Source organism: Bosea sp. 685 (genome assembly GCF_031884435.1).
GTDB lineage: Bacteria > Pseudomonadota > Alphaproteobacteria > Rhizobiales > Beijerinckiaceae > Allobosea.
Map to the genome: position 1 here is coordinate 1409512 of NZ_CP134779.1, position 13517 is coordinate 1423028.

Consider the following 13517-nt stretch of genomic DNA (forward strand, 5'->3'; position numbering starts at 1 on the left):
ATGGCTTTTCGCGCCTCTATCCTGACGCTTTATCCCGAGATGTTTCCCGGCCCGCTTGGCGTCTCGCTGGCGGGCGAGGGATTGCGCAAGGGCCTGTGGTCGCTGGAGACACACCAAATCCGCGACCATGGCATCGGCCGCCATCGCAATGTCGACGACAACCCGGCCGGTGGCGGGGCCGGCATGGTGCTGCGCTGCGACGTGCTGGCTGCGGCGATCGATGCGGCGGTTCCCGCTGACGACACACGTCCGCGCCTGCTGATGTCGCCGCGCGGCCGCAGGCTCGATCAGGGGCTGGTGCGGGAATGGGTGGCGGGCGAAGGCGTCGTCATCGTCTGCGGTCGTTTTGAGGGCGTCGACGAACGCGTCATCGAGGGGCGGGACCTGACCGAGATCTCCGTCGGCGACTATATCCTGTCGGGCGGTGAAATGGCGGCGCTGCTGCTGCTCGACGCTTGCGTGCGCCTGATCCCCGGCGTGATGGGCAAGGAATTGTCGGGCCAGGACGAAAGCTTCGAGAACGGCCTGCTCGAATACCCGCACTATACGCGCCCGCGCGAATGGGAGGGCAGGGGCCTGCCCGAGGCGCTGCTTTCGGGCGATCATGCCCGTATCGCCAGATGGCGGCGCGAACAGGCGGAGACGATCACGCGCGAACGGCGGCCGGATCTGATCGGCAAGGTCTGATCAGCAAGGCTGGATCGGCAAGCAAGTTCGGCCGGCGTCCTCGCGACGCGATTCTGTCCGGGCCGCTACTCCAGCCCGAGCATGAAGACGGCATAGGGCACGGCGAAGGCGAAGCCGATGATCAGCCCGAGCATGAAGATGATCAGCCCGGTGTTGAGGTCGAACGTCGCTGCCTCCTGCGGGCCTGCTGTCACCTGGCGCGCAGGCTGAGCCTTGCGATTGGCCGGTTCGAACGCGTTCATCGAGAAGACCCGGTTTGGGGAAGCGACCCGTTCAGCGCGCATGGGTCTGCAACAAGAAATGGGTCTGCCACAGGAAGACGAGATAGGGCGTCGCGAAGGCGCAGCCGAGCCACAGGCAACGGCCAAGCCGGGCAAGACCGGCGTGGTGGCTCCGTTGCGGGGCTGGGCGGTCGATCGTGAGGGGAGGCTCTGCGGCGAAGCTGGCGACGACCATGTTTGTCTCGGAATGTTGCGTGTGGGTATATTTCCCACATATAAATCCACGCGAGCTGCTCGCGTCAAGAGTGCAGCGCAAAAATTTTGTGGGATTGTGTCCCACGCCTCGATTGGGTAAGGGAGAGCGATGACATTCGTGCCGCCGCGTTCCGCCCCGGAATCCGCCGCGCTGCAGGGGCCGCTCGCGCGCCTGCTGCGGCCATTGGTGCGATTATGCATTCGCAGCGGCACGACCTTTCCGGCGCTGGCCCAGCTCCTGCGCGAGCTTTACGTCAATGTGGCCGAGCATGATTTCGGCCTGCCGGGCAAGGAACAGACGGATAGCCGCGTCAGCCTGCTGACGGGCATTCACCGCAAGGAGGTCAGCCGGCTGCGCGGCGCCGGGGCACCGGTGGCGACCGTGCCGGCCTCGGTCTCGCGGACCTCGTCGATCGTCTCGCGTTGGCTGGCCGATCCGGCCTTCAGCGCGCCTGACGGCAAGCCATTGCCGCTGGCGCGCCTGGCGGGCGATGCCGAGCCCTCCTTCGAGGCTCTGGTCGCTTCGGTGACGCGCGATGTCCGGCCGCGCGCGGTGCTCGACGAATGGCTCGACAGCGGCCTCGTCAGCCTCGACGGCGAGGGGCGGGTCGTGCTCGCCGAGGCGGCCTTCATCCCGCGTGGGGACGATGAGCGGAAGCTTTATTATTTCGGCCGGAACCTGCACGATCATGTCGCCGCGGCGGTCTCCAACGTGCTTGCCGCCGAACCACCCTTCCTGGAGCGCGCCGTGCACTATGACGGTCTCTCGCCGGAGCTTGCCCGCAAGCTCGAGCAGCGCGCTCGGGTGCTTGCCCTGGAGGCTCTGCAGACGGCCAATCGGGAGGCCCATGCTGCCTGCCTGACGGATCCGGGCGGCTCGGCGCGCTGGAATTTCGGCGTCTATGTCTATGGCGAGGCGACCGGCCCGGATGCCGGCGGGCCGAAATGAGGCGCGCTTCCCTGCTCTCGCGCCGCCGTTTGCTGGCCCTGCTCGCCGGCGGCCTTGTCTTGCCGGAAACGATGCAGCGGCTGCAGGCGCAGACGGTCGGAGATCGGGGCATTGGCGGCACGGGAGCTGCGCCCTCCACCGAGGCCAGCGGGGATCGCGGCATCGGTGGCACCGGGTTCGTCGGCACCATTCGCCGTTTCGGCAGCATCGTCGTCAACGATGTCCGCATCGCCTATCCGCCGCGCGTTCCGGTGACGATCGACGGCAGGTCTGCATCGCCGCGCGATCTGCGCCTCGGCCAGGTCGTGCGCGTGGCGACTAGGCCGGGAAGGACCGGGCCGGTCACCTCCCGGATCGCGGTGGTACATGAGGTCGTCGGCCGGATCCGCGAGATCGCCGACGGAACGATGAATGTGCTCAACCAGCGCATCGATGTGTCCGGGCTGGAGCCGGCTCCCTGGTGGCGCCTGGGCGCAGATGTCGCGGTCAGTGGCCTGCGTCGACCGGACGCTGTCATCGTGGCGAGCCTGGTCGAGCCGGCCAAGGCGGCGCGCGACCGCGTCACCGGGACGGTTGAAGCCGATGATGAGGGGCTCTGGATCGGTGGGCTGAAACTCGCCGGGGCCGACCCCGCCTGGGCCGGGCAACGCCTCGTCGTGACCGGCCGGCCGACCGCTGGGGGCTTCGTCGTCGCGCATATGGCGCCCGAGGCGCTGCCGCTCGAACCGGGCGTGACACGCTTGTCGCTCGAGGCCTTCCTGCGTCGCGACGGCGCGAATCTGCGCTTCGGCATGGGTCTGGCCTTTGCGGACGCCGCCGAGGTGGCATCGATCCCCGATCTGACGACGGCACGTGCAGTGGTCGAACTCATGGTCGATACGCAGGGCGGACTGAGCCTCGCCGCGATCCGGGTCGAGGGCGGTGGCAATGGCTCTGAAGGCGGTGGCGGCTCTGGAGGCGGCGGGGCTGGCCCAGGTGGCGGCCCGGGAGCAGGAGGTCCCGGAGGCGGACCGGGCGGAGGCCCGGGAGGTGCTGGGCCTGGAGGCGCTGGCCCTGGTGGTGAGGGCGGCGGTGGCGGTGGTCCGGGCGGCGGCGGTGGGCCAGGCGGAGGAGGAAGCTCTGGCGGAGGAGGAGGTTCTGGCGGCGGGGGATCTGGTGGTGGAGGCGGGGGACCGCGCTGAGCTTTCGGATAGGAATGCGGCAAGCAATCGCCGAATGGATGTCCATCACAGAGCCGGGCGCACCCTCAGCACTTTCCCTTTGTCATCGTCGCTGAGCAGATAGAGATAGCCGTCGGGGCCCTGGCGGACATCGCGGATGCGCTCGCCCAGCGTGGTCAGCAGCCGCTCCTCGCCGCTGACCGTCTCGCCGCTGGTTGAAAGCCGGATCAGCATCTGGCCGGCGAGCGCCCCGACGAAGAGCGAATTCTTCCAGGCCGGCCAGACGCCGCCGGTGTAGAAGGCTGCTCCCGAGGGCGCGATCGACGGATCCCAGTAGAACAGCGGCTGCTCCATGCCGGGCTTGGCCGTGCCCTCGCCGATCTTGGCGCCGGAATAGTCGACGCCATAGGTGATGACCGGCCAACCATAGTTCAGCCCGGCCTTGGGCGTGTTGACCTCGTCGCCGCCGCGCGCACCGTGCTCGGCGGTCCAGAGCTGGCCTGTCTGTGGATGGAGAGCTGCACCCTGCACATTCCGGTGGCCTATCGACCAGATCTCCGGCTGCCAGCCCGGCTTCTTCGGGTTATCGGCGGGCGTGCCGCCTTCGGGACGGATACGGATGATCTTGCCGAGATGGTTCTCCGGGTTCTGGGCCTGGTCGCGCTCGCTGTAGCGATCCCCGACCGTGACGAAGAGTGCGCCCGTGCGGTCGAAGACGAGCCGTGATCCGAAATGCAAGGTGCTGTTGATCGCTGGCATCTGCCGGAAGATGACTGCGACGTTCTCCAGCCCCGTGCCGTTGGCATTGAGCCGGCCGCGCGCCACGCTCGTGCCGTTGCCGCCGACGCGGGGCTCGGAGAAGGAGAAATAGATCAGCCGGTTCTCGGCGAATTTCGGATCGAGCACTACGTCGAGCAGGCCGCCCTGGCCTCGGCCTGCGACATTGGGCAGGCCGGTCAACGGCCGCGAGAGCGCGCCGTCACTGGCGACGATCCGCAACCGGCCCGGGCGCTCCGTCACCAGCATGCGGCCATCGGGCAGGAAGGCGAGGCCCCAGGGATGCTCCAGCCCGCTCGCCACGGTCTCGACCAGAAGCTCGCCCGCGCTCGAGGGAAAGCGCTGCTGGGCCTGAGCCGGGAGAGGCAAGGTCAGCGCGGCCGCGAGCGCCAAAGCGAGGACGGGTCGATGCATCATGGGCTCCTGATCCGACGTCAGACAGTCAGATAGGGATAACCGCGCCGATCACCACTCGGTTGCTTCCATCTCACGCTGACGTGAGTTGGCGCGTGTCATTCCGGCTTCACGCCGGCATCGGCGATGATCTGCTTCCAGGTCGCGATCTCCTGGAGATGATAGGGCCTGAAGGCGTCGGGGCCGCGGACTTTCAGCGTAAAGCCGAGCTTCAGGATCGCCTCGGTGATTGCGGGCTTGGCGATCGCGGCCATCACCGCCTTGGAAAGCTGGTCGAGAATCGGGGCAGGCGTCGCTGCTGGGGCGAAGAACGCCGCCCAGCTATCGGCGTCGGCATTGCTCACGCCCTGTTCGCGCAAGGTCGGGATGTCCTTGGCGCGCGGGTTGCGCTCGGGGCTCGCCAGGGCAAGCGCGCGCATCGTGCCGGCGTTGATCTGTTCAAGCACGCTCGGCAGCGTCGAATTGGCGATGTCGATGCGCCCGCCGACGATCTCCTGCACCAGGGGAGCCGCGCCTCGGAAGGGCACGTGCGTCATCTTGATGCCGGTGCGCTGCATGAACAGCTCCATCGCAAGATGCGATCCGGAGCCGACGCCGGTCGAGCCGTAGTTCAGCTTGCCCGGATCGGCCTTGGCCAGCGCGATCAGCTCCGCGATGGTCTTTGCAGGCAGGTCGTTGCGAACGACGAAGGCGTGCTCAAAGGCGCCGACGCCGCAAAGCGGAGCAAAATCCTTGACCGCGTCATAGCCCGGCTCCTTCAGCAGGAACATGTTGTTGCCATGCGTCTGGTTGTTGCCGAAGATGATGGTGTAGCCGTCGCCGGCGCCATGGGCGACGGCACGCGTCCCGACCGCGCCCGAGGCGCCGGCGCGGTTGTCGACCAGCACGTTCTGGCCGATCGAAGTCGACATCTCCTGCGCCACGAAGCGGGCGATGGCGTCAGTGGGGCCACCCGCCGGATAAGGCACGACGAGGCTGATCGGCCTGGCCGGGAAGCTCTGTGCCCGGACGATCGACGGCGCCAGGAACGACGGCACAGAGACGGTCCCGGCCAGCAGGCCGAGCGCGGAGCGGCGGGTCAGTGACATGAATTTCCTCCCCAGCGCCCGTTTTGGAGACGGGCCTTGTTGCTGCGAGATTTACGGACAAAGGCGTCATGCGTCCAGCGGCAGCTATATGCGCACCCAAGGCCTGTAGCCTGCGCGAAAAGCAGACCATCAACGACAAAACACGAGGGAGGAGATCGAATGACCATCCGCATCGAACGCGCAGGCAAGGTCGCGACCGTGATCCACAGCCGGCCCGAGGCGCGCAATGCCATGGATCCAGAGAGCGCCGAAGCCTTGACCAAGGCATTTCTTGAACTCGACGCGGAGTCTTCCGTCTCCGCGATCGTGTTCTGGGGTGAGGGCGGGGCTTTTTGCGCCGGCTGGGATTTGAAATATGCGCAGGCCTTTACCGACCCGGCGCGGTTCAACGCCGAGATCGTCGAGGGGCTCGCCTTTCCCGCTGACGGAGCCAAGCCGCCACGCGGCCCGATGGGGCCGTCGCGGCTGGAGATGAGCAAGCCGTTGATCGCAGCGATCGAGGGGCCGGCAGTGGCGGGCGGGATGGAGCTTGCACTCTGGTGCGATGTCCGTGTGATGGCGGAGGACGCCTATTTCGGGGTCTATTGTCGGCGCTGGGGCATCCCGCTGATCGATGGCGGCACGGTACGGCTGCCGCGGCTTGTCGGGCAAGGCCGCGCGCTGGAGATCATCATGACTGGCCGCAAGGTGGAGGCGCAGGAGGCGCTGCGGATTGGGCTGTGCGAGCAGACCGTACCGCGTGGGCAGGCGCGTGCCGCCGCCGAAGCGATGGCGCAGCAGATCGTGCGCTTTCCGCAAGGCGCGATGCTCGCCGACCGCCGCAGTGCGATCGCCGGCCATGGTCTGCCCGTGCGCGAGGCTCTGGCGCGGGAATGGGTTGGTGGTGTCGCGACGATTGCGACGGAGGGCGCGACCGGCGCGGGACGGTTCGCCAGCGGCAAGGGGCGCGGCGGCGATTTCGGGGATATTTGAGACTGAACGTCATTCTCGGGCGGAGCGAAGCGTCGACCCGGGAGCCGCCTGGGCGCCTTCTTCGGCCAAAGGTGGTCGGCTCAAGGCCGGCCACGGCAATTCTGACTTGCTACCCTGCAAGCCCCGCTCGCTTCAAGCGCTGGATCGCCAGATCGAGCGCCTGCAGGAAGGCAGAGCGGTCCTTTGGCGAGAAGGGTTTTGGCCCGCCGCTTGCCGCGCCCATCGCGCGCAAATCCTCCATCATGTCGCGCGTGGCCAGCGCCATGCCGATCGAGGCCTCGGTGAAGGGTTTGCCGGTCGAGCCGATGACGTCGGCGCCGGCCTTGATGCAGCGATCGGCGAGCGGGATGTCGGAGGTGACGACGATCGACCCGCGCGATACGCGCTCGGCGATCCAGTTGTCGGCGGCGTCGAACCCGTCCGAGACGATGACGCGCTCGATCCAGGGCTCTCGCGGCACAGCCATGAAGCTGTTGGCGACGACGAAGACCTTCAGGCGATGGCGCTCGGCGACGCGGTAGATCTCCGGCTTCACCGGGCAGGCATCGGCATCGACATAGATGGCGATCGTTTTGGGATGATCCGTCATCGGCTCGCTATAGCAGGCCTGTCCTGTTGGTGAAGGGCGATTGCGCTCGGCTCACGCTGGTGCCATCGCATCCCCGCGCGATCGTCCCCGCACTTGGGCCGAAGTCTGTCACTGTCGGGAACAGCGCAGCCGCCCTAGAGTCGTCCAGCGTCCCGCCAACGGAACCGTCTCCTCCATGCCCGCAATCTCCACCGCGCATATCCTGCCGATCGTCATGCTGATCGGGTCCAATGTCTTCATGACCTTCGCCTGGTACGGGCATCTCAGCTACAAGAGCACGGCGATCTGGCTGGCGATCCTGGCGAGTTGGATGATCGCGCTGCCGGAATACATGCTGGCCGTACCGGCCAACCGCATCGGCTCGGCCGTCTATTCCGCCGCCCAGCTCAAGACGATGCAGGAGGTGATCACACTCAGCGTCTTCGCGCTGTTCTCGATCTTCTGGCTGAAGGAGGATCTGAGCTGGAACCATGCCATCGGCTTCGCGCTGATTGCCGCCGGAGCCTTCTTCATCTTTCAGGGCAAGGCCGCATGACGAGCATTCCCTCTCCCGGGCATTCCGCTGTCGCTGCCTATCTCGCGCAGGGCTATGACAGCGTCGTCGGCATGTCCTCGCGCTTTGCCGCCGCGATCTGCGCGCGGCTGCTGCGGCTCCAGACGGAAATGGGCGTGGGCGGGTCGCTCGCCGAGATCGGCGCTTTTGAGGGCCGCTTCTTCATTGCGCTGGTGCACGCGCTGGAGCCCGGTGAGCTGGCGGTCGCGCTCGACATCTTCTCCTGGCCCGATGACGGGGTGAAGGACCGCTTCGAGGCCAATTGCCTGAAGCATGGCATCGGGCCCGAGCGGCGCGTTACCGTGAAGGGCGACAGCGGCACGATGACACCGGCCGAGCTGATGGGCCATGCCGGCGGATCGCATTTCCGCTTCATCCATATCGACGGCGAGCATTCGCGCGCGGCGCTGGCCAAGGATCTCGCGCTCGCCACGGCCTGCCTCACTGAGGGCGGGCTGATCGTGCTCGACGATATGCTGCATCCGGGCTACCCGACCTTGATGGTGACGGTGCAGGCCTATCTCGAGGCCAATCCGGAGATCGTGCCGCTCTGCGTGATCGACCGTGAGACCATCGTCGGCGCGACCAAATTCGTGCTCTGCGAGAGGGCCTGGTTCGAGCGCTACCAGGAGCGGCTGCTTGCGATCTTCGAGGCTTTCATCTGGCCGCTGGGCGCCGATTTCGAGCCGCATTGGTGCCTGGTGCTGTCGCAGGACACAAGGCTGGCGGAGATCACCTGATCTGCGGGGCGGTCAGAGCCGGATGATCTCAGAGTGAGAGCGGGACCTATGCGAAAAACCGGTGCCCACTTTTTCGCATCCTGCTCTACGGTACGACCGGCAGCTTCTCCGACAGCCAGCCTTCCGGCCCCAGCATGCCGCTGCGGACCATGACGAGGTCGCGCCAGCCGCGGCCGGCGAGTTTCGCCTGAATGCTGGCTGCCAGCCCGCCGCTGCGGTCGATCAAGGCGATGCGTTTGCCGGGATGGTCGAGGCGTATGCCTGCGAGCCGGACCTCGAAGCCGGCCGACTCGGCGTCGAGGCGGAGCGCACCCTGCGGGACGCCGGTGTCGGTCCATTCGTCGGGTGTGCGGATGTCGATGATGAGCAGCGCGCCGGCCGTGACGCCGTCGTAGGCCTCGCGGGCCGACAGCGTGCCCGAGCTTTGCGCGCGGGCGGTTTTCGCCAGCGCCATGGAAGCAAGCGCCGCCAGTAGATAGCGGCGGGACAAAGGGCGAGCGGCAGCCTGCGGCCGGCGCTCGCCTCTTTTCATGATCGTCTCAGCGCAGTTCGGCGCAGAAGCGCTGGATGCGGCGGCAGGCCTCTTCCAGCTTCTCGTCCGAGGTCGCGTAGGAGATGCGGAAGTTGGGGCCGAGCCCGAAGGACGAGCCGTGCACGGCGGCAACCGCCTGATCTTCCAACAGGCCCATCACCAGGTCCTCGTCGGTCTCGATCGTCTTGCCGTTGGGCAGCTTCTTGCCGATCAGCGCCGAGCAATCGGGATAGACGTAGAAGGCGCCTTCGGGCTTGGGGCAGACCAGCCCGCGCGTCTGGTTGAGCATGGAGACGACAAGGTCGCGCCGGCGCTCGAAGGCCTTGCGGAAGACCGGGATATGCTCCTGCGTGCCGTCCAGCGCCTCGACCGCGGCCCATTGCGAGATCGCCGAGGTGCCCGAGGTCTGCTGGCCCTGGACGAGGTCCATGGCGTTCATCAGATGCTGTGGGCCCGCCGCGTAGCCGATACGCCAGCCGGTCATGGCGTAGGACTTCGAGACGCCGTTCATGGTCAGCGTGCGCTCGTAGAGACCGGGCTCGACCTGGGCGGGCGTGACGAATTTGAAGTCGCCATAGACGAGGTGCTCGTACATGTCGTCCGTCAGCACCCAGACATGGGGGTGGCGCATCAGCACATCGGTCAGCTTCTTCATCTCGGCATGGCTATAGGCCGCGCCGGAGGGGTTCGAAGGCGAGTTGAGGATGACCCACTTGGTCTTGGGCGTGATCGCGCGCTCGAGTTCTTCCGGCTGGAGCTTGAACTCGTTCTCGATCTTGGTCTCGGCGAAGGTCGGCGTTCCCCCGCAGAGCGCCACCATCTCGGGATAGCTGACCCAATAGGGCGAGACGCAGACGACCTCGTCGCCCGGGTTCAGCGTGGCGAGCAGGGCGTTGTAGATGACGTGCTTGCCGCCGGTGGAGACGATGGTCTGGCTCGGCTTGTAGTCGAGGCCGTTCTCGCGCTTGAGCTTGCGCGTGATCGCCTCACGCAATTGCGGGATGCCGGAGACCGGCGTGTACTTGGTTTCGCCGCGCCGGATGGCGGAGATGGCGGCTTCCTTGATATTGTCCGGCGTATCGAAATCGGGCTCGCCGACGGAAAGCGAAATCACGTCCTTGCCCTGCGCTTTCAGGTCGCGGGCCTTCTGCGTGATGGTGATGGTCGCAGACGGCTTCACGCGCTTCAGGGCGTCGGCAAGAAAGGCCATGGGACTGATCTCCGGAGGGGCGGACAAGGTAGCGCCGATGCTGGCGCGCGCGTGGTTTAGGACTCAAGCGCCGGCACCGCAAGCAAGAGTGCTTGATCATTCGCAGAAGCGAAGCGAATTGACCGCGATTTCACGCCTGAGCGTGGCGTGGGGCGGCGTGCCGCCATGATTTTCGGATGCTCCGGCGCGGCAAATGCTTTAAGGTGTGCAAAGGTGACACCTAAGGAGGCGCGCCATGGCGGCAAGTGGAACGACGAGCGTGAAACTCGATGACGCCACCAAGGAGCGGGTACAACGCTTGGCATCGATCAAGCAGCGCAGCACGCATTGGCTAATGCGTGAGGCGATTGAGCAATACGTCGCGCGTGAAGAGCGACAGGAACAGCAACGGCAGGAGGCCTACGCCGCCTGGGAGGAATATCGGACCACGGGTCTTCATGTGACAGCGGAGGAAGCCGACGCCTGGTTGGCGAAGCTCGAAGCCGGCGAGGACATGAACCCGCCTGCATGCCACGTCTGATCTGGTCGCCGGCGGCCCTGCGGGATGTCGCACGGCTGCATGCGTTTCTGGCGTCCAGGAATCGCGAGGCTGCAAAGCGTGCTGCTGCGGCAATCCGGCAGGGCGTCGGGCTGTTGGCTGAACATTCGGCGGCTGGCCGGCCTGTCCCCGAGATGCCGGCAGAATTCCGGGAATGGCCTGTCGCCTTTGGCTCCGGCGGCTATGTTGCGCTCTACCGCTACGACAACAGGGACGTAATCATCCTGGCGGTGAGACACGGCCGCGAAGCAGAATATCTGTAGGCGATCAAATTCCGAGTCGGAATGATCGTGGTCTTGGCCGGAAACGTGCATGGTGATTGCACCGGCTGAGGGGCCACCCATCACCAGCGCGCAATGTCGCGCGGAAGGCATCGCGTGAAACTCAGGATCGGCTACGAGCTCGACTACGACTTTCCACAACCGACCCCGGTCATCCTGATGCTGCACGTGCATTTCAGCCGGGTCTCCGATCTCGCCGCGCCCGACCATATGCGGATCAGCCCCTCCGTTCCCGTCAGCGCCTATCGCGACGTGTTCGGCAACTGGTGCAGTCGTCTGCTCGCGCCGCAGGGCCATATGCGGATCACGGCCGATGCCGTGATCTCCGATACGGGCTTGCCTGAATCCTTCAATCGCAATGCAGGGCAGGTTCCAGTCGAGCAATTGCCGGAGGAGTGCATCACCTTCCTGATCGCGAGCCGGTTTTGCGACTCCGACCGCCTGCTCGATCTCGCCTGGCAGCTCTTCGGGCACACCCAGCCCGGCGCGCCGCGCGTTCAGGCGATCTGCGATTTCGTCAACCAGCGCATCGCCTTCAACTACAACGACGCCAGCGTAACGCGCACCGCATCGGACGCTTATCGCGAGGGGCGCGGCGTCTGCCGTGACTATGCCCACCTCGCCATCGCCTTCTGCCGGGCGATGAACATTCCGGCGCGCTATTGCACCTGCTATCTTGGCGACGTCGGTACGCCGCCGCCTTATCCGCCGGGCGATTTCGCTGCGTCCTTCGAGGCTTATCTCGAGGGCGGCTGGCAGATGTTCGATCCGCGCAACAATGTCGCGCGCATCGGCCGGGTGCTGATCGCGCGCGGCCGCGACGCCGCAGACGTCGCCATCGCCACCACCTTCGGTCCCAATGTCCTGACGAGCTTCAAGGTCTGGACCGACGAGGTGGTGGAGGCGTAAGGCCTGCCGCCGCCGCTACTTGTCGAAAAGCGGCGCCGCTTCCGGCTTCTTCGCCCGCAGCGGCGTCTTGCGGGTCATGCCCTTGGGCTTGGCAGCCGGCTCTTCATCGTCAGTTGCGGGCTCGGGTACGATGACCGCAGCTGCCGGCGCGACAGGCTTGTCCGGCGGCTTTTCGGCCTTCTCGGGCTCGATCGTCTTGAAGCGGATCATTTCTTCTTCGGTCCGCCTGCCGCTTTGGCGACGACGGCCGCGAAGGTCGATGGCGCTGCGGCCGTGACCTTCGGCTTGTCCTGCTTGGGCTTCTTGGCTTCGCGATTGCCGCGCTGTTCTTTGGACATCGTCAGGCTCCTGGGCTTGAGGTTGTTAGGGACTATGAGTGCGCGGGCCGATGCGAGGCCAAGTCGAGAGGACTCGGCCGGCGCGCCGGGCGGCGAAGGGGGATCGCTGTATCCTGGGATCGCCACGTCATGGCTGGCCGGCTTTCGCCTGCCGCGGCCGAGCCTGGCGGAACGCCAAGCCTCGTCATGTCGAAGCAGGCCATGAGTCTAGGACAGTGGCGCTGGCAGCGCACGCTGTTTCTTCATGCCGTCAATTCTTCACGCAGCTTCATCCCAGGCAAGCTTGCGCCGCAGCACGGATTTCACCGCGCCCGCGGTCCAGCGGGCGCGGCCATGGCAGGGGAAGCCGCGCCGGTTGAGCCGGCGCGCGATATCGGCGGGGTCGGTGATACCGACGGCGACGAGCTGGTCGATGAGCTCACCGGCTGCGCGGAGCAGGATGGCGGCGAGGTCGCGGTCCAGGCGGCGCGCCTGCCGGGCCGCCTGTTCTTCGGCGTCGGTCAGCGGACACCCATGCCGAAGCTGGGCTCGACCGCGTTGGGCGAGAGCATCACGGCGTTGGGGTGGCCGCCCTCGAACAATGCGAAGCGGACTGCGTCCTTCTTGTCGCGAAAAATCCCTTCCGAACGGCCTTCGAGGTCGCGTGCGACCCAGAAGCCGGCTGTCGAGCGGCCGACCAGAAAGAGATGGCTGGTGGTGTCGAGTTCGGGTTGGAACGGCTTGGCTTGGCCCATCGTGATGCTCTCAGTTCGCCAATGCGAGCCAGGCGCGCAGGCCGACAATGCCGGCGGCGGCGAGCGCGAACAAAGCCAGCAGGCAAAGCTCCGCGGCAAACAGTTCGACCATGGGCCGCTTGGTGCGCAGCGTGCCGTAGACGGCTTTCGCGCGGCGCTGCTGATTGGTGTGGGGGTAGTGCGAATGCGTGGTCATCTCGATCTCCATCGATGCCGGAGATGTAGGTCCGATGCCGGTAAGCTTGCGATGTGGAAGACGCCGGTGCGCATAAAGCGGGCATAAAGACGGAACGACCGGCTGCCGCCAGGGTTAACCCCCGTTAACCGGCCGGCTCTAGAGGTTGTTAGGGGCAATGGGGGTGATTTGACGCTGGCGATTTTGCGCGAATGCCAGGAGTTCGAGGACGCAAACCTTCCGGTTTGCTACGAAGAACGACGCCGCAGTCGCGCAAAATCGCCGCGCCCTGCGGGTGAGGTGAAAACGACGGAGCTGCAGCGTCGCATCGCTTGCCGATATCCGGTTTGCTACGAAGAACGACGCCGCAGTCGCGCAAAATCGCCGCGCCCTGC

General features: G+C 66.2%; 20 protein-coding genes. 9 read left to right on the forward strand and 11 right to left on the reverse strand.

Features of this window, described 5'->3' with window-relative positions; translation table 11 throughout:
• Entirely contained in the window at positions 1–687 is a 687-nt protein-coding gene (gene trmD, locus RMR04_RS07870) for a tRNA (guanosine(37)-N1)-methyltransferase TrmD (RefSeq protein WP_311913971.1), read from the forward strand.
• 65 nt (positions 688–752) lie between these two features.
• Here trmD and RMR04_RS07875 read toward each other — a convergent pair whose 3' ends face one another.
• Together RMR04_RS07875 and RMR04_RS07880 are read right to left on the reverse strand one after the other, a co-directional pair.
• Positions 753–929 carry a hypothetical protein gene (locus RMR04_RS07875; protein WP_311913972.1) on the reverse strand — a complete coding sequence of 59 codons (177 nt, stop codon included), beginning with the start codon at positions 927–929 and terminating at the stop codon, positions 753–755.
• Positions 930–960: 31 nt separating this feature from the next.
• Positions 961–1143: a hypothetical protein gene (locus RMR04_RS07880; RefSeq protein WP_311913973.1), complete on the reverse strand. Its 183-nt coding sequence runs from the start codon at positions 1141–1143 to the stop codon at positions 961–963.
• Positions 1144–1272: 129 nt separating this feature from the next.
• Here RMR04_RS07880 and RMR04_RS07885 point away from each other — a divergent pair, with 129 nt between their 5' ends.
• Both RMR04_RS07885 and RMR04_RS07890 read left to right on the forward strand, forming a co-directional pair.
• Positions 1273–2112 carry a DUF6502 family protein gene (locus RMR04_RS07885; RefSeq protein ID WP_311913974.1) on the forward strand — a complete coding sequence of 280 codons (840 nt, stop codon included), beginning with the start codon at positions 1273–1275 and terminating at the stop codon, positions 2110–2112.
• Positions 2109–3293: a hypothetical protein gene (locus RMR04_RS07890; protein ID WP_311913976.1), complete on the forward strand. Its 1185-nt coding sequence runs from the start codon at positions 2109–2111 to the stop codon at positions 3291–3293. The genes RMR04_RS07885 and RMR04_RS07890 overlap by 4 nt, the downstream gene beginning before the upstream one ends.
• Before the next feature lie 45 nt (positions 3294–3338).
• Here RMR04_RS07890 and RMR04_RS07895 read toward each other — a convergent pair whose 3' ends face one another.
• Positions 3339–4463 carry a PQQ-dependent sugar dehydrogenase gene (locus tag RMR04_RS07895; RefSeq protein WP_311913977.1) on the reverse strand — a complete coding sequence of 375 codons (1125 nt, stop codon included), beginning with the start codon at positions 4461–4463 and terminating at the stop codon, positions 3339–3341.
• A 98-nt stretch (positions 4464–4561) separates the two neighbouring features.
• The gene (locus RMR04_RS07900; protein WP_311913978.1) at positions 4562–5551 is read right to left on the reverse strand and encodes a Bug family tripartite tricarboxylate transporter substrate binding protein; all 990 of its coding nucleotides are present in this window, start codon (positions 5549–5551) and stop codon (positions 4562–4564) included.
• A 159-nt stretch (positions 5552–5710) separates the two neighbouring features.
• Between RMR04_RS07900 and RMR04_RS07905 the strand changes: the two genes are divergently transcribed.
• Complete coding sequence (locus RMR04_RS07905) at positions 5711–6523, forward strand: crotonase/enoyl-CoA hydratase family protein (RefSeq protein WP_311913980.1); 813 nt, start codon at positions 5711–5713, stop codon at positions 6521–6523.
• 109 nt (positions 6524–6632) lie between these two features.
• Here RMR04_RS07905 and RMR04_RS07910 read toward each other — a convergent pair whose 3' ends face one another.
• Positions 6633–7112: a YaiI/YqxD family protein gene (locus RMR04_RS07910; protein WP_310148412.1), complete on the reverse strand. Its 480-nt coding sequence runs from the start codon at positions 7110–7112 to the stop codon at positions 6633–6635.
• A gap of 175 nt (positions 7113–7287) precedes the next feature.
• Between RMR04_RS07910 and RMR04_RS07915 the strand changes: the two genes are divergently transcribed.
• Together RMR04_RS07915 and RMR04_RS07920 are read left to right on the forward strand one after the other, a co-directional pair.
• Positions 7288–7647, forward strand: a complete 360-nt coding sequence (locus RMR04_RS07915; protein WP_311913984.1) for a DMT family protein — start codon at positions 7288–7290, stop codon at positions 7645–7647.
• On the forward strand, positions 7644–8405 hold the full coding sequence (locus tag RMR04_RS07920) for a class I SAM-dependent methyltransferase (protein WP_311913986.1): 762 nt from the start codon (positions 7644–7646) through the stop codon (positions 8403–8405). The genes RMR04_RS07915 and RMR04_RS07920 overlap by 4 nt, the downstream gene beginning before the upstream one ends.
• Before the next feature lie 85 nt (positions 8406–8490).
• Here RMR04_RS07920 and RMR04_RS07925 read toward each other — a convergent pair whose 3' ends face one another.
• Positions 8491–8937, reverse strand: a complete 447-nt coding sequence (locus RMR04_RS07925) for a rhodanese-like domain-containing protein (protein ID WP_311913988.1) — start codon at positions 8935–8937, stop codon at positions 8491–8493.
• A gap of 7 nt (positions 8938–8944) precedes the next feature.
• The gene (locus tag RMR04_RS07930; RefSeq protein ID WP_311913990.1) at positions 8945–10147 is read right to left on the reverse strand and encodes a pyridoxal phosphate-dependent aminotransferase; all 1203 of its coding nucleotides are present in this window, start codon (positions 10145–10147) and stop codon (positions 8945–8947) included.
• A gap of 259 nt (positions 10148–10406) precedes the next feature.
• Between RMR04_RS07930 and RMR04_RS07935 the strand changes: the two genes are divergently transcribed.
• The 3 genes from RMR04_RS07935 to RMR04_RS07945 all read left to right on the forward strand — a co-directional run bounded on the left by RMR04_RS07935 (position 10407) and on the right by RMR04_RS07945 (position 11875).
• Positions 10407–10667: a CopG family ribbon-helix-helix protein gene (locus tag RMR04_RS07935; RefSeq protein ID WP_410492212.1), complete on the forward strand. Its 261-nt coding sequence runs from the start codon at positions 10407–10409 to the stop codon at positions 10665–10667.
• A complete protein-coding gene (locus RMR04_RS07940) occupies positions 10655–10948 on the forward strand; it encodes a type II toxin-antitoxin system RelE/ParE family toxin (protein ID WP_311913993.1) in 294 nt (97 codons plus the stop codon). Before RMR04_RS07935 ends, RMR04_RS07940 begins: the two co-directional genes overlap by 13 nt.
• A gap of 114 nt (positions 10949–11062) precedes the next feature.
• Positions 11063–11875, forward strand: coding sequence for a transglutaminase-like domain-containing protein (locus RMR04_RS07945; RefSeq protein WP_311913995.1), 813 nt, complete (start codon positions 11063–11065; stop codon positions 11873–11875).
• A gap of 15 nt (positions 11876–11890) precedes the next feature.
• Here the strand turns inward: RMR04_RS07945 and RMR04_RS07950 are convergent, their stop codons facing one another.
• The 4 genes from RMR04_RS07950 to RMR04_RS07965 all read right to left on the reverse strand — a co-directional run bounded on the left by RMR04_RS07950 (position 11891) and on the right by RMR04_RS07965 (position 13143).
• Positions 11891–12085 carry a hypothetical protein gene (locus tag RMR04_RS07950; RefSeq protein ID WP_311913996.1) on the reverse strand — a complete coding sequence of 65 codons (195 nt, stop codon included), beginning with the start codon at positions 12083–12085 and terminating at the stop codon, positions 11891–11893.
• Entirely contained in the window at positions 12082–12213 is a 132-nt protein-coding gene (locus RMR04_RS07955) for a hypothetical protein (RefSeq protein WP_311913997.1), read from the reverse strand. The genes RMR04_RS07950 and RMR04_RS07955 overlap by 4 nt, the downstream gene beginning before the upstream one ends.
• A gap of 500 nt (positions 12214–12713) precedes the next feature.
• The gene (locus tag RMR04_RS07960; RefSeq protein ID WP_311913999.1) at positions 12714–12947 is read right to left on the reverse strand and encodes a hypothetical protein; all 234 of its coding nucleotides are present in this window, start codon (positions 12945–12947) and stop codon (positions 12714–12716) included.
• 10 nt (positions 12948–12957) lie between these two features.
• A complete protein-coding gene (locus RMR04_RS07965; protein ID WP_311914000.1) occupies positions 12958–13143 on the reverse strand; it encodes a hypothetical protein in 186 nt (61 codons plus the stop codon).
• Positions 13144–13517: the final 374 nt, after the last annotated feature.